17 protein-coding genes and 2 pseudogenes are annotated in these 18,984 nt (G+C 70.6%); 7 read left to right on the top strand and 12 right to left on the bottom strand.

The genetic code is table 11. The features are described 5' to 3' along the window. Positions 1 to 40 precede the first annotated feature (40 nt). Together QQK26_RS10370 and QQK26_RS10365 are read right to left on the bottom strand one after the other, a co-directional pair. Positions 41 to 673 (bottom strand): GNAT family N-acetyltransferase, encoded by a 633-nt coding sequence (locus QQK26_RS10370; RefSeq protein WP_284232424.1) that lies wholly within the window; start codon positions 671 to 673, stop codon positions 41 to 43. A gap of 186 nt (positions 674 to 859) precedes the next feature. After that, positions 860 to 1,747 carry a LysR substrate-binding domain-containing protein gene (locus QQK26_RS10365; RefSeq protein WP_284232422.1) on the bottom strand — a complete coding sequence of 296 codons (888 nt, stop codon included), beginning with the start codon at positions 1,745 to 1,747 and terminating at the stop codon, positions 860 to 862. A gap of 75 nt (positions 1,748 to 1,822) precedes the next feature. On the opposite strand from QQK26_RS10365, the gene QQK26_RS10360 reads away from it, so the two are divergent. The 5 genes from QQK26_RS10360 to QQK26_RS10340 are packed head-to-tail and all read left to right on the top strand — an operon-like array spanning position 1,823 to position 5,678. Continuing rightward, the gene (locus QQK26_RS10360; RefSeq protein ID WP_284232420.1) at positions 1,823 to 2,482 is read left to right on the top strand and encodes an RraA family protein; all 660 of its coding nucleotides are present in this window, start codon (positions 1,823 to 1,825) and stop codon (positions 2,480 to 2,482) included. Continuing rightward, entirely contained in the window at positions 2,479 to 3,117 is a 639-nt protein-coding gene (locus QQK26_RS10355) for an RraA family protein (RefSeq protein ID WP_284232418.1), read from the top strand. Before QQK26_RS10360 ends, QQK26_RS10355 begins: the two co-directional genes overlap by 4 nt. Further along, on the top strand, positions 3,117 to 3,734 hold the full coding sequence (locus QQK26_RS10350) for an RraA family protein (RefSeq protein WP_284232416.1): 618 nt from the start codon (positions 3,117 to 3,119) through the stop codon (positions 3,732 to 3,734). The genes QQK26_RS10355 and QQK26_RS10350 overlap by 1 nt, the downstream gene beginning before the upstream one ends. Continuing rightward, a complete protein-coding gene (locus QQK26_RS10345) occupies positions 3,727 to 4,872 on the top strand; it encodes a pyridoxal phosphate-dependent aminotransferase (protein WP_284232414.1) in 1,146 nt (381 codons plus the stop codon). Before QQK26_RS10350 ends, QQK26_RS10345 begins: the two co-directional genes overlap by 8 nt. A gap of 11 nt (positions 4,873 to 4,883) precedes the next feature. Beyond that, the gene (locus QQK26_RS10340) at positions 4,884 to 5,678 is read left to right on the top strand and encodes an alpha/beta fold hydrolase (protein WP_284232412.1); all 795 of its coding nucleotides are present in this window, start codon (positions 4,884 to 4,886) and stop codon (positions 5,676 to 5,678) included. 86 nt (positions 5,679 to 5,764) lie between these two features. Here QQK26_RS10340 and QQK26_RS10335 read toward each other — a convergent pair. From QQK26_RS10335 to QQK26_RS10320, 4 genes and pseudogenes are all read right to left on the bottom strand, one after another. After that, a pseudogene (locus tag QQK26_RS10335) lies at positions 5,765 to 5,965 on the bottom strand (integrase core domain-containing protein); the annotation flags it as partial. A 71-nt stretch (positions 5,966 to 6,036) separates the two neighbouring features. After that, a pseudogene (locus tag QQK26_RS10330) lies at positions 6,037 to 6,843 on the bottom strand (IS3 family transposase); the annotation flags it as partial. Between the two features lie 8 nt (positions 6,844 to 6,851). Then, positions 6,852 to 7,016 (bottom strand): hypothetical protein, encoded by a 165-nt coding sequence (locus QQK26_RS10325; RefSeq protein ID WP_284232410.1) that lies wholly within the window; start codon positions 7,014 to 7,016, stop codon positions 6,852 to 6,854. Between the two features lie 739 nt (positions 7,017 to 7,755). Continuing rightward, positions 7,756 to 8,187: an Lrp/AsnC family transcriptional regulator gene (locus tag QQK26_RS10320; protein WP_284232408.1), complete on the bottom strand. Its 432-nt coding sequence runs from the start codon at positions 8,185 to 8,187 to the stop codon at positions 7,756 to 7,758. 91 nt (positions 8,188 to 8,278) lie between these two features. Here QQK26_RS10320 and ddaH point away from each other — a divergent pair, with 91 nt between their 5' ends. Then, positions 8,279 to 9,124 (top strand): dimethylargininase, encoded by an 846-nt coding sequence (ddaH, locus tag QQK26_RS10315; RefSeq protein ID WP_284232406.1) that lies wholly within the window; start codon positions 8,279 to 8,281, stop codon positions 9,122 to 9,124. Between the two features lie 59 nt (positions 9,125 to 9,183). On the opposite strand, the gene QQK26_RS10310 is transcribed toward ddaH, so the two are convergent. From QQK26_RS10310 to QQK26_RS10290, 5 genes are all read right to left on the bottom strand, one after another. Continuing rightward, a complete protein-coding gene (locus QQK26_RS10310) occupies positions 9,184 to 10,113 on the bottom strand; it encodes an NAD(P)/FAD-dependent oxidoreductase (protein ID WP_284232402.1) in 930 nt (309 codons plus the stop codon). Between the two features lie 40 nt (positions 10,114 to 10,153). Beyond that, positions 10,154 to 11,785, bottom strand: a complete 1,632-nt coding sequence (locus tag QQK26_RS10305) for a sensor histidine kinase (protein WP_284232400.1) — start codon at positions 11,783 to 11,785, stop codon at positions 10,154 to 10,156. Positions 11,786 to 11,925: 140 nt separating this feature from the next. Next, positions 11,926 to 12,873, bottom strand: a complete 948-nt coding sequence (locus QQK26_RS10300) for a hypothetical protein (RefSeq protein ID WP_284232398.1) — start codon at positions 12,871 to 12,873, stop codon at positions 11,926 to 11,928. 60 nt (positions 12,874 to 12,933) lie between these two features. Further along, complete coding sequence (locus QQK26_RS10295) at positions 12,934 to 13,527, bottom strand: nitroreductase family protein (protein WP_284232396.1); 594 nt, start codon at positions 13,525 to 13,527, stop codon at positions 12,934 to 12,936. A gap of 314 nt (positions 13,528 to 13,841) precedes the next feature. Further along, complete coding sequence (locus QQK26_RS10290) at positions 13,842 to 16,103, bottom strand: transglutaminase domain-containing protein (RefSeq protein WP_284232395.1); 2,262 nt, start codon at positions 16,101 to 16,103, stop codon at positions 13,842 to 13,844. A gap of 451 nt (positions 16,104 to 16,554) precedes the next feature. Between QQK26_RS10290 and QQK26_RS10285 the strand changes: the two genes are divergently transcribed. Then, on the top strand, positions 16,555 to 18,522 hold the full coding sequence (locus QQK26_RS10285; protein WP_284232392.1) for a serine hydrolase domain-containing protein: 1,968 nt from the start codon (positions 16,555 to 16,557) through the stop codon (positions 18,520 to 18,522). A 134-nt stretch (positions 18,523 to 18,656) separates the two neighbouring features. On the opposite strand, the gene QQK26_RS10280 is transcribed toward QQK26_RS10285, so the two are convergent. Beyond that, positions 18,657 to 18,935: a hypothetical protein gene (locus QQK26_RS10280; protein ID WP_284232390.1), complete on the bottom strand. Its 279-nt coding sequence runs from the start codon at positions 18,933 to 18,935 to the stop codon at positions 18,657 to 18,659. Positions 18,936 to 18,984: the final 49 nt, after the last annotated feature.

The raw sequence follows: 18,984 nt of genomic DNA, 5'->3' as shown, positions 1-18,984 counted from the left end.
AGCTGGCTCGAGGAGCGCGGCTGGAGGGTGGCGCTGCTGTTCAGTCGTAGCGATGCATGGGCCTGGTCGGTTCGCGGCTCATAGCTTGCATCGGGTAGCCCGCGTTGCCGCCTTGGGTGGCCTGCGGGAGGAACCGGAAGCACTCGCACAGAGCGACCGCGGTGTCGCTGGTCGCTTCGACGTAGGCCGCTTCGTGTGCCGCATCAATCAGAGCAAGTCGGTGCGTCAGGAGAGCCGAGCCCACGCCGAGACGGCGGGCGCTTTCGTCAACGGCGATGGCCGACAGCCACCAGTGTGTGCCGAAGGGCCGGCGGTGCTCGATCTCTTGCCGCAGTCGCAGCGCGCGCAAAATCTTCCGCACTCCGATCGCGCGCACGTAGTGAACTGAGCGGCCGGTCTGACGCGACGCGAGGCTGCTGCGTCCCTCGGGCCGATACGTCCATGCAGCAACACCCAGGACCCGGCCATCGTCTGCGCAGGCGACGTCGAGAGCACGATCGCGGCCCAGGTGTGTCAGCGCATAGGCGGCGAAGAACCGCACCGCACCGGTCAACCGCTGCGGCCCCTCCGGGAGGAGCGGGCGGAAGAACGGATCATCCGACAACGAGGACGTGAGCAAAGCAGCGATCATCGGAACGTCGGCGGGAGTCGCAGCACGCACCACCACGCGCATAGCTGCTCCTGCCTCGTTCCCCGATGGCTCGCCACAACAGGGTGGGCTCAGGCTATCTCGACATGCAGTCCAGAGGTCGATGAGTGCCCCGCGCATGTGTCGTGCTCCCTCGCGACGATAGGCAATCGAGACCGGCACTCATCGGCCTGCAGCTCTTGCTAGTACGCGAGCGGGTGGTGCTCGCGATTAGTCCGCGGTGACCTCGCGGGCGAGGTCGACGAGTAGCTGCTCGGCGCGGTTCATCTGAACGCGAGTGGAGACCGAGAGTGACACAGCGAGGTGATGAGTCGTGAGGCTACGTGCGGTGACGCCCTCGCTCGCCTCGGCTGCCCAGGACTTCGGCAGCACGGTCACGCCGACCCCGCACTGGACCATCGCGATCTGTGAGGCAATTGATCGCGCTCGATGCGTGGCGCGCGGGCTGAGTCCGTTTGCGCGGCACACCGCCGACATCTCGTCGTGGTAGTCCGGCGAGACCTCCCGATCGAGCCAGACCCAATCGTCGTTTGCGAGATTGGCCAGCGCAATCGGGCCGTTCTCAGACGCTGCCGGATGCGTCTGCGGCAGCAGCACCTGAAAGGGTTCGCTCACCAAGGGTTCCTGGCGGATCCCGCGTACGGGTGCAGCGAGTCGGGCGAACGCGACGTCGATGCGCCCTGCTTCGAGCAGACGGATCGCCTCGTGCGTGTCGATCTCGCGCAGCACCGCTCTGACATCGGGTGCACGCTCACGCAGTAGAGCAAGCACTCCCGGCAGCGGCCAGGTCAGGGCCGAGGCGACAGTGCCGATACGCATGAGCGTGCTCGCACCAGCGTCTGCGTGCCGAGCGGATGCGGCGACGCGGTCGGCGTGCTCGAGCAGATCCCGGCACTCGTTGAGGAACACGCGACCGACGGGTGTGAGCTCCACACGTCGCGAGGATCGATTGATCAGTATGGCTCCGATGTCGAGCTCGAGTGCACGAATCGCCTGCGACAGGGGCGGCTGCGACATCTGGAGACGTGCCGCTGCCCGTCCGAAATGCAGCTCCTCGGCGACCGCGACGAAGTACCGCAGCAACCGCAGATCGAACATCGATACTCCTCACGTCTTGATAGAAGACGATATTCAACCTTCCGGATATGAAGGAACATCCGTTGACTGGATGTCATGGGCACTGACTCCGTACTGCGCGAACGGTTCGCGAAGCTCGACACCGCCGCGGTGAGCGATGCGCTCGACCAGTTCGGCCTGCCCTCTGGCGTCGCGGGGCTACCGTTGGCGACGGCCGCGGCGCCCGTGATCGGCTACGCCGTGACTGCGGTGATGGAGCCGTACACGGGTGGTGCTGCGGGGGCCCACATCCTCACCGACGTGGTCGATCGCGCCAACGATCAGGACGTGCTGGTGATCGACAATGGCGGCCGGCTGGACGTGTCAACCTGGGGAGGGATCCTCGCACTGGGTGCGGTGAGCCGCGGTGTGCGGGGAGTGCTCATCGACGGTGCCTGCCGCGACGTCGAGGAGAGTCGGCAGCTCGGCCTTCCGGTCTATGCACGCGGCGCGGTACCGGCGACCGCTCGCGGACGGCTGCGGCAGCGCTCCAGCGGCGAGCCGGCGCGCCTGCTGGGACGGACCGTTCACGAGGGCGACGTGGTCTTCCACGACGACACCGGCTTCGTCGTGGTGCCGGCCGCGCGCGTTGACGAAGTCCTCGCCGCCGCGGAGGCCGTCGTGGCTCGCGAGCGGGCGATCGCCGACGAAATCCGTCGCGGGGCGCCCCTGCATGAGGCGATGCACGACGCACGCCTTGCTGGAGTCGAGCGATGAGCGCCGTCATCGTGCCGCCGACGGCATCGCTGTCGGATGCGCTCGACCGGCTGGGCCTGCCCGGATCGCTGCGCGGCATCGGCGCATTGGCTCCGGGTCAGCGCGCCCATGGGCCGGTGTTCACCGCGCGCTACGAGCCGGTCGACGAGCACGGCGGCACGGTCGGCGATTTCCTCGACGACATCGTCGCCGGCAGCGTCGTGCTCATCGACAACGACGGCCGCACCGACTGCACCGTGTGGGGCGGGATCATGACGCGGCTGGCGTCGACGCGGCAGATCGCGGCGACGGTCATCCACGGCGTCTGCCGCGACACCGCGGTCGCCGCTGAGCTCGCCTACCCGGTCTGGTCCGCCGGACGGTTCATGCGCACCGGCAAGGACCGGGTGCGGCTGGCCGCGACGCAGACGCCACTGCGCATCGACGGCGTCACCATCCACCCCGGTGACGTGCTCGTCGGCGATGACGACGGCGTCGTCGTCGTACCCGCCAGCCGATGGAGCGAAGTGCGCGAGCTCGCGGAGCGGATCGAGCACGTCGAGGACCGCATCGTCGCGGACGTCGCGAACGGCGGTACGCTGCGGGAGGCGCGAGCCCGACACGGCTACCACAGCTTGCAGACGAAGGAATGCTGATGCCGGATCCGGCCCGCGGGTACTCGTCCGCCACGCTTGTCGAAGCGGCGAAGGCTGCCATCGACATCGACCCCGCCATACGCGCGACCTGGCAAGGTGCGCGCCTGATCGGTCCGGCGTTCCCCGTCCAGGGCGCCGGCGGCGACAACCTCGCGCTGCACCTCGCCGTCGCCGCGGCGCCACGGGGTTCCGTGCTCGTGGTCGATGCTGGCGGCGCTGCGTACGGACACTGGGGCGAGGTGCTCACGGTCGCCGCGCAGCAGCGAGGCATCGCCGGACTGCTCATCGACGGCGGCATCCGCGACACCTCGGAAATCCAGCAGCTCGGCTTCCCCGTGTTCGCGCGCTCCGCGGCGATCCGAGGCACCCGCAAGGACTTCCCCGGTGTGCTCGGCCGAGCCGTCACCGTCGGCGGCGTCGTGGTCAGCGAGGGCGACCTGATCGTCGGCGACGACGACGGCGCCGTCGCCCTGCCTACCGCCACCGTGCCTGCTGTCCTCGACGCTGCCGACGCGCGCGTCGCGCAGGAGCAGGAGTACTTCGCTCGTCTGCGTGCCGGAGAGCGAACCCTCGACCTCTACGGCTTCGGCGCCCCGTACCGGGGGGACCGTGGCTGAGAACCCCATCTTCGCTATCGACGCACAGGTCCGTCGTCTGCGCGCGAACGGTGCCGACATCGTCGCTCTCACCGCTGGCGAGCCGCAATTCCCGACTCGTCATGCGATCGTCGCAGCGGCGCAACAGGCGATCGCCGACCCCGCCACCCATCGCTACGCGCCCGCCGCCGGTACCACCGAGCTCCGCGAAGCGATCGCTCGGCAGCTGCCGGGCGCCACCCCATGGAGCGTCGACGAAGTGCTCGTCACCTTCGGTGCAAAGCACGCGCTTGCACTCGCCGTCGCGGCGATCGCCGGTAACGACGACGAGGTGATCGTCATCGCACCAGGGTGGCCAGGCCACGCCGCCGCGGTTCGAGCTGCCGGAGCCGCGCCCGTGATCGCCGCGGCCGACGATAAGCTGCGCCTCCCAATCAGCGCCGTCGAAGCAGTCACCACCGCACGCACCCGCGCGATCATCATTGCCAGCCCCGCCAACCCCACCGGCGCCGTCCTCGGCGCGGGCACCATCGAGGCACAGCGCGAGTGGGCCATCGACCACGACGCCTGGATCATCAGCGACGACGTCTACGGCGCGCTCGCCTTCGCCGGCACCGTCCCGCACGTGCTGGACGAACCCACGCTGCGTAGCCGCACTATCGTCGTCGACAGCGTCTCGAAGGAACACGCGATGACCGGCTGGCGCGTGGGCTGGCTCGCAGCGCCCACTCAGATAGCGACCTACGCACGCGACCGCCTCGCCGCGACGGTTACCAACGTGCCCGCTGCACTGCAGCACGCCGCCATCATCGCGCTCGCCGACACCGCAGGCCCCCGCCAGGCGCGAGACACCTACCGCGCACGCCGCGACCGACTTGTCGCGGCCCTCGACGACCTGCCAGGCGTCACCTGCCCCTCCCCTGACGGAGGCATGTTCGCTTTCCCGCACATCCGCGGAATCCTCGACCACCACGGCTGGAATGAGTCGGCGCCGCTTGCGGCTCGTTTCCTCGACCACGGCGTCGCCGTCGTCCCCGGTGAGGCCTTCAACGCACCCAGCCATATCCGGCTGTGCTTCGGCGTCGACGACGACACTCTCGATACCGCCATTGCACGCCTGCGCACCGCGGTTCTCACCGATCTGATGAAGCCCGCATGATTCCCGCACCCGTGAACATCTCGCAGCGGCAGCTCCGGATCGCCGGAACTGCGACGACGATCGCCACGCTCGAGCGCGCCGGCGCCGCCACCCCCATTGTCTTCCTCCATGGCTTCGGCTCCACGAAAGAGGACTACGCCGACATCGTTCTGCACCCCGCGCTCGCGGCACATCCCGTGCTCGCCTACGACGCACCCGGCTGCGGACGCTCGACCATCGACCACCCCGACCGCGTCGACATCCCCTTCCTCGTCGATATCGCCCAGGCGTTGATGGACGACCTCGACATGAAGCGCGTGCATCTCGTCGGGCATTCGATGGGTGGTCTCACCGCGCTACGCCTGGCGACCGCGCGACCCGACCTCGTCGCCAGCATCGTCAGTATCGAAGGGAATCTAGCGCCCGAGGATTGCTTCCTGTCACGCCAGATCATCGACCACGATCACGCTGACGCGACCCACTTCCTCACCGAGTTCCGCGACCGCGTTGCCCGCTCCCGCTATGCCGCCAGCGCCCTCTACACCGCTGGTCTCCCCGCGAAGGTGCGCGCCGAAGTGGTCCGGCCGATCTTCGAGTCCATGGTCGAGCTCAGTGACCACGCACCCCTGCTCGACGACTTCCTCGCGATCGCCGCACCACGCATGCTGATGCACGGCGACCAGAACGCCACCCTCAGCTACCTGCCCGCTCTTCGGGATGCCGGCGTCGACGTCACCGAGATATCGATGAGCGGCCACTTCCCGATGTACTCGAACCCGCTGGAGATGTGGGCGCGACTGTCAGCGTTCATCACGGCCGCCGAGTGAACGCCGATGACGTGTAGGGCTCCGGGCCTCAATCTTCCACACGAGACGTCAGTGGAGGAAGGGTTTGCTGCACAGAGCAGTGACCCCTAGGTGTGATGTCCAGGGAGGTTGTTGGCGATTCTGCTGATGGGTGGGCCTCCGATTGCGGAGTGGTGCCTGTGGTGATTGTAGAAGTGCAGCCAGCTGGGGAGTGCTTCTCGCCGTGCTGTTTCTGAGGGATAGAGCTTCGCGTAGGCCCAGCCGTCAGCGAGGGTGCGGTGGAGGAGCCTGCCCCGGTTACCCGGACGGTTTCTTCCTGTTGATCATGCCGCGGTTGCGGCGGGGATATGAAGTCGTTCGAACTCCACGGGCTGAGGTTGCCGAGTGCGGTGTGCCGGCGGGTGGGGTTGTAGAACCCTTCGATCCACTCGAACATCGCCGACGCGAGCTGCGTCTTCGAGGTCCAGCTGGAGCGGTCGAGAAGCTCGCGCTGCATCGTTGACCAGAAGCTCTCGATGAGGGCGTTGTCGACGCTGGAGGCGACTCTGCCCATTGATCCGAGGAGCCCGGCTTGCCGGAGCCGGTGCCCGAAGAGCCAGCTGGTGTATTGCGCTCCTCGGTCCGCGTGAACGACGGTTCCGGGCTCGGGGCGGCGCCGCCAGCGGGCCATCTCGAGCGCGTCGACGACGATCTCCGCGGTGATCCGGTCGCTGATCGACCAGCCCACGATCCGCCGTGAGTATGCGTCGATCACGGCGGCGCAGTAGACCCACCCGTCTCTCGCGCGGTGCTGTGTGATGTCGCAGAACCACAGCCGGTTCGGCGCGTCAGCTCGGAAATGCCGCTTCACGAGATCCTCGTGCGTCGCGGTGTCCGGCTTCCAACCTCGCCGCTTCCGGCGATGCGAGACGCCGGCCAGCCCGCCCAGCCGCACCAGCCGCGCGACGCGCTTCCGGCCGACGTGAACACCGAGCCCGAGCCGGAGCTCAGCGAGCACCCGCGGAGCCCCATAGGTCTCCCGCGAGTCGGCGTGGATCCGACGGATCGTCGCGGTCAGCGCCGCGTCCGCGACCGCGCGCGGCGATGGTGGTCGAGCGATCCACTCGTAGTAGCCAGACCTCGAGACGTTCAAGAACCGGCAGGCCACCGCGACGGGGACACCGTCCGCGGCGAGCTCCTGGACCAGCCGGAACCCTATTTTGGGAGCACGTTCTCTCTCGCGAAGTACGCCGACGCGCGCTTGAGGATCTCGATCTCCATCTCGAGCACCCGGTTCCGGCGGCGCAGCTCGACGAGCTCCTTATGCTCATCCGACATCACGCCGGCCTTGCGGCCAGAATCGACCGCGTCGCGGTTCATTCAGTTCCGCAGACACGACTCGCTGATCCCGAGATCACGCGCCGTCTGGCCGACAGGATTGCCCTGGGCCACCAGATCCAGGGCTCGACGCCGGAACTCCGGCGGGTGGGCAGCAGGCATCTCACGGACTCCTTCCGAGACGATCATCGCCTCAACTAAGGTGTCCGGGAAACCGGGTCAGGCTCCCGCGACGATGACCTCGATCAGCCGGTCAGTCTGGCCGTGGGGGTGTCCGACGTAGGCGGTCGTTCGCTCCCCGGCCTGCCTTCCAACTCCTGCTGACCGATCTGGCTTCTCCGGCGGACCATCCCGCTTGATCAGCCATTCACCGATGGGAAGGGTGCGTATTCGTGTGTCACCCCTCAGGCCCGAGAGACTGGGATTGATGCAACGCAATCTGGGCGTCCGATCGACGATAGCCGATCTCGTAGATGCCGAGACCTCGTGCCCCGGAACCGCTGGCTTGCGGAACGTTCCGACGCCATGCCGTCGAACCCTTTGCGAGGCTCTGAGATCGCTGAGGATGCGATTCCCGTGACGCTGTGTCGCAACCACCTCGCCGACGTTGCATCACAGACGCCGGTGATGCGACAGCTCGTGGCGAGGCCCCGGCTCTCCTGACGTTCGCTCGGCTCGGGCCACCGACGCGAAGGCATCCGACTCCCAGGGGCGGCCCCACAGCCGTTCGCTCGCCCGGGCTCGTGCCGTCGATCTCTCGCAGACGCGAGGACCCTCCGACTCACCCCCGCTCGACGAGCCGCGTCAGCAGCACCGCGCTGCGGGTGCGCTCGACGTTCGGGGTCAGGCGGATGCGCTCCAGCGCCTGCTCCAGGCTGGGCACGTCGCGGGAGCGGATGCGGACGATCGCGTCCGCCTCCCCCGTGATCGTGCCGGCGTCGACGACCTCCGGGATGCCGGCGAGCGCCCGCCGCAGCTCCCCCGGCGCCACGGTGCCGCGGCAGAACAGCTCGACGTAGGCCTCCGTGCCGCGCTCGTCGAGCGCCGGGTCGACGTCGATGGTGAAGCGGCGGATGACGCCGCTCGTCTTCATCCGGTCCACCCGCCGCTTGACGGCGCTCGCCGAGAGGCCGATCGCCTCGCCGATGCGGTCGAAGCTCGTCCTGGCGTCCTCGCGCAGGTGGTCGAGGATGCTGCGGTCCAGATCGTCCATGACGCAACGGTACGCCGCGATGGCGGCTGAGGCGCAGGAATCGTGCGCAGCGCGAGACCATGCGCCGTAAGCATGCGTCCAGGCTTGAGGCATGACCTCCCTCGCCCCCGCATCCACGCCCCCTGCGACCCGCCGCGCGCGGCCCCGTCGATTCCTCATGGTGCGCCCGGAGCGCTTCGAGGTCGCCTACGAGATCAACGTGTGGATGGACGCCACCGTGCCGGTCGACACCGCCCGTGCCGTGGCGCAGTGGGAGGCGCTGGTCGCCGCCTACAGGGCCGCCGGCCACGAGGTGCACCTGCTCGAACCGGGGGAGGGGCTGCCCGACATGGTCTACGCCGCGAACGGCGGCACGAGCGTCGGCGGCCTCTTCTACACGGCTCGCTTCGCGCACGCCGAGCGCGTGGGGGAGTCGGCGCTGCACGAGCGCTGGCAGCGCGAGGCCGGGGCGCGGGTGGTGGTCGCGCGCGAGGTGAACGAGGGCGAGGGCGACCTGCTCGCGGTGGGCGGACGGGTGCTGGCCGGGCACGGCTTCCGCACCGACCCGGCGGCGCACGCCGAGCTCGCCGAGGCGACGGGCGTCGAGCTCGTCTCGCTGCGCCTCGTCGACCCCTGCTACTACCACCTCGACATCGCGCTCACCGTGCTCGACGAGGAGCGCGGCGAGATCGCCTACCTGCCCGAGGCCTTCGACGACGCCTCGCGGGCCGTCCTGGAGCGGCTCTACCCGGATGCGATCCTCGTCGCCCCCGACGAGGCGGCGCTGTTCGCCCTCAACTCTGTGAGCGACGGGCTGCGGGTCTTCCACCCGGCGGCGGCGAGGGGATGGGCGGAGCAGCTCGCCGAGCGCGGCTTCGAGCCCGTGCCGATCGAGCTCGACGAGCTGCTCAAGGGCGGCGGCAGCGTGAAGTGCTGCACCCTCGTGCTGCGCGGCTGAGGCGGGGAGCAGGGAAGGGACGGGCGGATGCGACCCGAACGCGCATCCGCTCGTCCCGTTCAGCGCTCCGCGAGCGTGCGGCCCAGGGCGTCGCCCGAGGTCCAGGCCGCGCTCGACGAGGCCTTGCCGCCCCAGGCGTCGCCGGCGATGCCGACCGTGCCGGCGAGCGCGAAGGGCTCGTCGTGCGGCGCAGTCGGTCGCGCGAAGGTCCACCGGTGCGCGTACGTCGAAGTTGGCTGCGCGTCGATGTCGAGGATGCGGCGCACGGCGGCGACCACGGTCGGCACCGCGCCGTCGGGGTCGTCGAGGTGCCGCTTCGCGAGCTCGGGCGTCGTGTGGGCGACGAGCACGGGGGCGCCGTCGCCGCGGCGGTCGCCGTCGTCGGCGATGAAGCCGAGGTCGGGGGAGTCGTTCACGAAGACGCCGTGCAGATCGGCGGGCCAGCGGCGTCCGTCCCAGCGCAGCGCGACCGCGATCACGGGCGCCCAGGCGTCCGCATCGTGCAGCAGGTCGAGCAGCGGATGCGTGCCCGGCAGCAGCCGGCGCGCCTGCGGGTCCGGCATCGCCAGCACCGTCGTGCTGTCCTCGGGCAGCGCGTCCAGCACCACCTGCTGGCGCACGTCCAGGCCCTCGGCCAGGTCGACCGCGAGCGATCGCAGTCCCGCGGGGGCGGCGTAGCGGATGGGACCGGATGCGGCGTCGTGCATCCGCTCGTCGTCCGCCACCCGGAACGTGTCGGTCCACGGGCGGGTGAGCCCGCGGGCCACCCAGTCGTCGACGACCGCCGCGAAGCGCGTGCCAGGCTCGGCGGTGAGGTAGGAGGCGCCCAGGTCGACCGGGCGATCGTCCAGCCTGCGGCTCGCGAGGCGCCCGCCGGGCACCCGGCCCCGGTCGAGCACCCGCACGGGGATGCCGGCGTCGTGCAGGGACCTCGCGCAGGCGAGCCCCGCGAGTCCGGCGCCGACGACGGTGACGTGCTGTTCGCTCATGCCCCGATCCTGCGCCGAGCGCGGTGCCCCGGGTGCGGCCTCACAGCTGGCGCGACGGCAGGCGCAGGGTGAACTCGGTGCCCTCGCCGGGCACGCTGCGCACCTCGACGTGCCCGCAGTGCGCATCGACGATCTGCTTGACGATGGCGAGCCCCACGCCGATGCCCTGCACGGAGGTGTCGCGCGCACCCCGGGAGCGGTAGAAGCGGTCGAAGGCGCGCCGCTGCTCCTCGCCGCTCATGCCGACGCCGGTGTCGGAGACGGTGATGACGGTCTCGGTGCCGTCGACGGCAGCCCCGAGGCGGACGGTGCCCAGGGCGGGGGTGAACTTGATCGCGTTGGTCAGCAGGTTCTCGACGGCCTGCGCGAGCCGCGGTCCGTCCGCGTCCACCGGCAGCTCCTCCGGCAGGTCCGCGATGAGCTCCACGCCCGAGTTCGCGGCGATGACGCGCAGCGAGTCGAACGAGGCCTGCAGCACCGGCACCAGGTCGATCGGCAGGAGGCGCACATCGAAGTTCTTGTCCGCCGCCGAGAGCAGCTGCGAGACCCGGTCGAGCAGCTTCTCGGTGTTCCGGCTGATCGTCGCGAGCGCCCGCTCGACGCCCAGCTCGCCGGCCCGATCGCCGAGCTCGTCGGTGACGTACTCGGTGTAGCCCATGATCGAGGTCAACGGCGTGCGCAGCTCGTGCGACACCGTCGCGAGGAACTGCTCCCGCACCTCCACGGCCTCGGCCAGCTCGGTGACGTCGTAGGCCGCGACGACCGTGCCCAGCAGGGCTCCGTCCTCGCGGAGGATGCGGCGGGACGTCGCCATGAGGGCGATCATGTCGCCGGGCTCGCCGATCCACTCGAGCTGATTGGCGACCGTCTCGCCACGCAGGGCCTTCGGCACCACGCGCTGCTCGAACGGCACGGGGGTCGCCTTGTCGGCGGCGAGCACGCGTGCGCTCGAGCCGCGATCGGGCTCGTGCAGCCCGGCCCGACGTCCCCACTGCTCGGCGGCTGCATTCGCGATCGACGGGCGTCCATCCGCGTCGAAGAACGCCACGGCTCCGCTCACCGTGTCCAGCAGCGAGCGCAGCAGCAGCTCGCCGTCTCGCGAGCGGGCCAGCGCCGCCGACGCCTCGAGTCGGCTGCGGTTCACCGCCTCCTGGCTGCGCTGATAGCTGACGGAGCCGAGATGGATGCCGAGCGAGATCCCCGTGGCGAGCAGCGGCAGCGCCACGAGATTGAGCACGGCCAGGCCCGAGGACACCGGGGCCGCGCCGACCACGAAGGGCAGCGCCGAGATGAACGCGCTGCCGGCGAGCACGAGGAGCAGACCCGGCCAGCGGAACCGGTACGCGATCCACGCGAAGGGGAACAGGCAGAGCAACCCGATGGTGGGCAGGTACGGCAGCATCGCGGCGCGGGCGAACGCGACGGCCACGATGTCGAGGATGGGGATGACCACGATCCACGCGGATGCGGCCCATCCGGCACCGCGCACCAGGAACAGAGCCGAGGCGACGACGGTGACGGCAGCGCCGGCGATCAGCAGCGCCGTGTGCTCGACCTCGGCCGTCAGGGCCACCGCCGCGCTGAAGAAGAGCACGCCGAGCAGGAAGGGGAGCTGCAGACGCAGGAACAGCTGGCTGGCGCGGAGCGGGGTCCACAAGGAGGGCTCCGACATGCTCCGTGCCCCCTCCGCCGCCAGCGCGCAGCGTGGCTCGTCGTTCGAGCGCCTCTCGCACTGCACTGCAACGCACTGTATCCAGTCCGCGGGCCCCGGCTTGCGGGAACCCGGCGCGCAGCCCCGGATTGGGGCGTGGATCAGCGCGCGAGCAGCGTCTCCACACCCTCCTCGAGCTCCAGCGACGCATCCGCCAGCTGCAGCCCGAGCGCGTTGAGCAGCTCGCGGTGCTGGCGCACTTCGTCGATGGCGACCGATTCGGCGGCGTCCTGCGAGACCGCGTCCGATGCACCTGCGGAGGAGGGGAGGCTCGCCCCGTGGAGGGCGTCGCCGAGCGCGCGGAGGGCGACGATCACGCGGGCCCCGATCGCCCAGGACTGCTCGGCCTGCGGCAGCGGCTCGCCGCCGGCAGCCTCGAGCGCGAGCGCGGCCCCGAGGGCATCGGCCGCGGCGGCGGCGAGATCGACCGGTGCCTCGGCGACGGAGATCCGGCCGCCGAGGCTACTCAGCTCGCCGTGGATGCGTGCGAGCGACGACGCGGTGCCGGCGTGCAGATGCGCGAGCTCGGCGAGGTGGTCGCGGGCGGTCAGCGCGTCGCGACCGCTCGCATCCGCTCTGGCGAAGCCGAGCAGGCCGCCGATGCGGTCGCGCGCCGCCTTCGGCAGGCCGTCGCCGGCGGGGGAGAGGTTGAGGCGACCCATGAGGTCGCCGATGCGCTGGGTGTGCCGGGCGAGCACGCGCTCGTGGGCGAGCAGGAGGTCGGCCAGGTTCACCGCCTCGCCGCCGAGCTCGACCTGCCGAGCCCGTTCGGGCGCCGCGCGCTCGATCAGCGCCGTGCGGGCTGCCAGGAACGCCTCCTTGAGACCCGCCAGGTGGTTGCGCACACTGATCCGCAGCGCAGCCTCGGCGATGCCGGCCTCGACGAGATCGCCCTCGAGCAGCCCCGCCGTGGTAGCAGGGTCGCGCAGCGCCTCTCGCGCGGCGTCGCGATCGACGAGCTCCTGCTCGGCGAGCGCGAGCAGATGCGCGCGCTCCGTCGCGACGAGTGCCGGACGCAGCGCATCCGCGATGGCGATGGTGGTGCTCATGATCGTGCCTTCCCCGCTCGTGCTCCGGCGGCTCCCCCGGGCAGCGTAGCCCGGTTCCCGTCAGCTCCAGTCGCTCGGGTTCACCAGCTCGGCGAGCGGCTTGCGCGAACGCGCTGCGGCGTCGCGGTCGCGCAGGCTCGGGTCGACGTCGACCTCCGCCGAGGCGTAGCGGCCGATCGCCACGACCGTGGTGACGCGGAACCGGTCCGGCACCCCGAAGCGCTCCGCGAGCGCGGGGCCGTCGATGCCGCCCATCTGGCGCACGTGCAGACCGAGCGCGTGCGCCTGCACGGTCAGGTGCGCGACAGCCTGGCCGAGGTCGTAGTCGGGCGCGGCCACGTCCTCGCCGTCCGCGTCGCGCAGCTCCGCGACGGTGACGACGAGCACCGGAGCCTGAGCGGCCCAGGTCGCGTTGAAGGGCGCCAGACGCTCGACGATCGCGTCGAACTCGGCGGTGCCGCGCCGGGCGACGATGAAGCGGCGGGGCTGCGTGTTCATCCACGACGGCGCCCAGCGGGCGGCCTCGAGCAGCGAGGCGAGCTGGGTCTCGTCGACCTCGCCGCGCGGGTCGAAGGAGCGGGGGCTCCAGCGCTCGGCGAGCAGGTCGTGGATGGGCGCGTCGGTCTTGGCGCGGCGGTCGCTGACGGCGGTCATGGCTTCCTCCGGGGGTGGGGTTCGGTGATGCGGCGGCAGCGATGGCGACGCGGTCGGCGGATGCGCGCATCCGCTCATCCCACTCTGCCGGATGGCGACGTCGGCGGGGCCCGGATGCGACCGTCTCGACATGGGAAGACGCCTCGTGATCGCTGCGGCCGCGCTGGGGTGGCTGGCGGAGCACCCGCCCGCATCCCTCGGAGCCGCTGGCACTCGGGGGCACCCTCCGCGCCGCCGCGCCGGCACCACCCGCAGCTGCGCTGCAGCGGCGGGGAACCGGCTCCGCCGACCAGCGATGGCCCCGGCAGCTCTGGTCATTCGGCGGCGTACTGGCCGGCGAGCGTCGGGATCATCCATCCGCCGGGGCCGAAGGTGTGGCCGAACTCGCTCGCGGCGATCTCGTCGCTGATGCCGAAGAGTGCGTTCGGTGCGGCTTCGCTGTCGTTCCAGGTGGGGTCGACGACCTGCCAGCGGCCGTCCATGAACGTCTTGTTCCAGGCGTGGCCCACGGAGTACGCGGCGCCGCTGAGGTAGACGGTCTCGATGCCCGCCACGTCGGAGAGCAGCTTAAACGCCGCTGCGTACGATGCGCAGACGCCGGTTCCGTCGAGCAGGATGCCGCTCGCGTCCCAGGCCGCGGCGTAGGTCGGGTCGCTGCGCACGTCTCCGCCGGCGCGGTAGGCCTGGTACGCACCTTGGTCGTAGTCGGCGTTCGCGGCGATCCAGTCGTTCAGCGCGAGCGCCGTATCGCGCTCGTCCATCCCGTCGGCGACGATCTCGGCGACGACGTCCTGCGCGGCGGACCAGGTCTGCTCGCGGCGCTCCGCGAGCTGATCCTGCGGGTAGACGTAGGTGACTTCGAGGATCCTCCGCTCCGTGCTCTCGCTGAAATCGAGGGTGACGTCGAAGCTGCGCACGAGGGCGGCCGGTGTCTGGGAGATCACGGCGGAGGCGAGCTCGATGGGATCGTACGGCGACTCCGCGGCGCCGGTCAGGTCGATCCGGCGGTTGCCGGCGAGGAGATTGGCGGAGAGGTACTCGCCCGCGGCTCCGAACTCGTCGGTGAGGGGGATATCGACCTCGGGCTGGGAGGATGAGATCGGCGCGTCGCGCTGCACGTCCGCATCCGCTTGCCGCAACGAGGCCTGGATGGCTCCCGCTTTGGTGACGGCCGCCTCGGAGAGCTTCCGACCCACCGCTTCGACGAACGTTCCCCAGGTGCCGTCGATGCCGGAGTAGCGCAGTTCGCGGACGACGTCGGTGCCCGCCACCTTGACCTCGAGCACACCGGTCTCCCCATCGGTCCTGGACCCGACGAGGGTGAGCGGGAGCGACACCGAGGCGTCCGTCAACGTGGTGACCGAAGCGAACGAGGGCACCCGGTCGAGGGAACCGTTGTACTCGCCCGAGCCGATGTCGGAGCCGCCGACGCCTACGGGGATGAGCGGATTGATGGGCGCCGCGTCGATGCGGTCCACGAAGGAACGCGTACCGTCCGCGGCGATGGCGAGGACGCCGTAGGCGCCCAGATCGCTGTCCTCAGCGCGGACGAAGGCGGGCTCGAGCGAGCAGTTCTGCGACACGACCTCGGCCGCGATGAGGTAGCAATCCCTCGTCTGCCCGGACGTCGACGACCAGCTGGTGGCATCGCTGCCGACGTCGCCGAGCATGAAGAACGTGTTGTTGCCGAGATCGGACACGTTGGCGTAGACCGGTATGTAGCGCTCGGCGCCGTCCACCGGCTGCCACGAGAGCTGCAGGACCCCATCGGTGCTGACCTCGTAGTCCACGGAGGGGGCCGCGAGCGTCTTCTCATCGGGTTCGATGACGGCGCGGGTCACGATCGGCTTGTCGTACTCGGTCCCGTCGCGATCGACGTACTGCACCAGGTAGATCTCCGTGACCGACCAGGACCCGGCCTCGCCGTACGAGCCCGGGTCGCGCTCGCCACCGAGCTCGTTGTAGTCCGCGTCGATGACCGTGATCTCCTCGGGCTGCAGCGCGAACCCGTTGCCGAACACCTCGGTCTCGGCGGAGTAGTTGGCGATGCGGGTCAGCTCGGAGTCGTAGTAGGCGGCGACGAGCTGGTCATTGGGCCGCTGCGCTTCGTAGGCCTCGAGGACGGACTCGCGCGGATCGAAACGGAAGTTGTAGCGCGCCGACTCGTACTCGCCGAGGGTCGTCGACTCGGTGAAGCGGTAGGTGTCGCTCTCGGAGACGATCCGGGTGGGCAACCCGCCGGCCGCCGCCGTCGCGGTGAAGACCGGGCCGGCGCTCACCACGCCCAGCGGGATCGCAGCAGCGAGGAGCACGGCGCCGACGATGGAGCCGGCGAGGGCGCCGCGAGGGCTCTTGGCCGGACGAAGCGGCACGCCAGGGCCGGGCCGCCCAGGGGCCGGAGGCGCCGCGTATCCGGGAGGCGGCGGCATGGTCGAAGCGGAGGCGTGGGTGCTGGCCGACCCTGCTCGACGGCGCTGCAACCACTTGGGGGTGAAGATGGCCAGGAGGATCACGCCCGTCAACGCGAGGAGAGCGGCGCCGGCGAGGCCGATCCAGCTCAGCAGTGTCTCGACCATCGTCGTACGTCCCCCTCATTCCGACTCGAGCACAGTCGGCGTCATCGCTAGGAGGCCAACAGCCCTGTAGCCGCCGGCGCGCGTGCCGCCCGATGCTCGGCACCACCGCATCATCCCGATGATCGGCGCCGACGAGCGGGAGGACGCGGCGGGCATGGAGGAACGTGCCCGAACCGCTGCGCGATCCGCGCGCCGACCTGCACGCCCGGTACCAGGGCGTGACCGGATGACGATGGTCTGTCCGCGACCTTCGTGCGGGTCTCGCGGCTGTGGTTCGCGCCTCGGCGGAGGCACCAGCATGAACCGATGAGCCTCATTCCGTCCGGGCCGGCCTCGGTCCCCTGGAGTGATGCGAGCCCGTCGCATCGGATGGTCCGCGGCCGTAGGGTAGCGACGGGGTGCGATCCGCGTTCTGTGCGATGTGTTCGCAGCCGTTCATCGAGAGTCCGAGATGCTCCTGATCCGAGTACGCCCGCTGCGTGCGCTCGCCACCGTCCTGGCCGCGATCCTGCTCTCCGGCGCGGCGATGTCCAGCGCCGCCGCTGCCCCGATCGCCGAGCGAGGTGCCCCGGAGCTGTCGACCGCCGACGTCGACGGCTGGCTGGACGGCCTCCTGCCGGCCGCGCTCGAGCGCGAGGGGATCGTCGGGGCCACGGTCTCCGTCGTCGCCGACGGCGCGGTGGTCACCGAGCGCGGTTACGGGTTCGCCGACCAGGGCGCCGAGCCGACCGAGGTCGACCCGCAGCGCACGCTCTTCCGGATCGGGTCGATCTCGAAGCTCGTCACGGCGACCACGGTGCTGCAGCTGGTCGAGGACGGTGCGCTGGATCTGAACGCGCCGGTGCAGCAGTACCTCGACTTCGCCTTGAGGACGCGCTTCGAATGGCCGATCACCCTGCGTCATCTGCTGAGCCACACCGCCGGTTTCGAGGACAAGGTCGCCGGCGTGATCGGGGATCCGCAGGCCGATCCGCCGTCGTTGCGCGACGCGGTGACGCTCGATCCGCCCGAGCAGATCTTCGAGCCGGGCACCGTGCCGGCGTACTCCAACTACTCCAACGGGCTGGCGGCCTACATCGTCGAGCGCGTGAGCGGCCGCCCCTACGCCGACTACGTCCAGGAGGAGGTGTTCGACGCCGCCGGCATGAGCACGGCGACGTCGGCGCAACCGCTGCCGGAGGACCGCCGAACGAGCATGTCGAAGGGGTACGTGCACAGCGGCTCCGCAGAGGTGCCGTTCGAGATCAACTCGCCCGCGCCGGCCGGCGCGATCGCCGCCACGGCGTCGGACATGAGCGCCTTCATGCTGGCGCAGCTCTCGGAGGATGGGGAGCTGCTCGAGCCCGCATCGCTGCAGCTCATGCGCAGCCCTGCTCTGGGCGCGCGGGAGCTCGGCGGTCTCGCCGACGGACCCCGGATGGCGCTCGGCTACTTCGAGGCGGACCGCAACGGACATCGCATCCTCTCGCACGGCGGCGACCTGACCGCGTTCCATGCGCAGCTCGACCTGTACCCGGACGACGACGCCGGCATCTTCATCTCGCTGAACAGCACCGGCCTGCGGGGCGATGCCACCACGGCCATCCGCGACGCGCTCTCGCACGGATTCGCCGACCGCTACTTCCCGCCGACGGATGACGACGCTGTGCAGCCGACCGCGAGCGCGGCAGCCCACGCCGACGCGGTCGTCGGCAGCTACCAGGTGTCCCGGCGCGGCGAGTCCACGTTCCTGCGGCTCTTCTTCGCCCTCTCGGCGGTCGACGTCTCGCGGAGCACGGGGGACGCGATCACGATCTCAGCGCTCACCGACACGTCCGGCGCACCCGTCGATCTCGTCGAGGTCGAGCCCTGGGTGTGGCAGGAGGTCGATGGTCCGCGCCGCGTCGCGATCGACCAGCAGGATGGTGCAGTGCAGGCCATCGGGCTCAACCCGGCCTTCACGCTGCAGCCGATGCCCGCCACACGCCAGGCGCTGCCGGTCATCGCAGCGCTCTCGCTGGGCGTGCTCCTGATCACGGCGGTCTCGCTGCCGATCGGGGCGGCTCTTCGACGGTGGTACGGGCGCCCTCGGGTCTCGGCGGTGACGGAACGCCGCCTGATCCTGCTGCGCGCTGCGAGCCTGCTGGCCCTCATCGCGGCGGGCGCGCTCTGGTCGGTGGCCGCCGCTGCGCTGCTCTCGGACTCCCCGCCTCCGAGCGACCTCGTCTTCCGCTCGGCGCAGATCCTCACCGCCATCGCGGCGCTCGGCGTCGTCCCGGCGCTTCTGCTGCTCGTGCACCGGGCGCGGCGCCCCCGTCAGGACGGCAGAGCCCGGCAAGTCGTCACCGTCGTCTCGGCGGCGCTCGTCGCGCTGGCGTTCTCGGGCCTCGCCTACGTCGCCGTCGTCGGCGGACTGCTCGCACCGAGCATCACGTACTGACCGTCGTCGTCGGTGAGGGTCGGAGTCCGAGCGGCGGCCGGTGGGTGCCCGGCGAGTACGCCCGCGGTGCGCTCGACGGTCCCGTCGGGGTGTCGAAGCCAGCGCGCGGCACCCCTGGCGCCTCGGACCGGATGTCACCTTCCCGTGCGGCTGCGCCGTTTCGCGGTGCGACGCCAGACGGCCTCGGCGATCAGCGAGACGGTCACGAACACGGCTGCCGAGACGCCGATCCGCCCGAACACCCCGAGGTCGGTGAACTGAGCGAGGAACGTGTTCAGCGCGATGGCGAGGACCGCGCTGATCACGATCGGCAGAAAGCGGCGGAGGCGTCCTGGCTGCTCATGCTGCTCTGGCGTCATGTCCTCAATGATGCCGGCCGCCGCCAGCGGGTGCGTCCGACCTTCGGTCGACATCTCCGATCCGGCCGACGAGCTTGAGCGCGCAGCGGCGCGAGAGGGCGTG

It is taken from the genome of Arenivirga flava (assembly GCF_030161575.1).
Taxonomy (GTDB): Bacteria; Actinomycetota; Actinomycetes; order Actinomycetales; family Microbacteriaceae; genus Arenivirga; species Arenivirga flava.
Note: the sequence above shows the minus strand (reverse complement) of the source record. Positions and strands in the feature narration are given on the sequence as shown.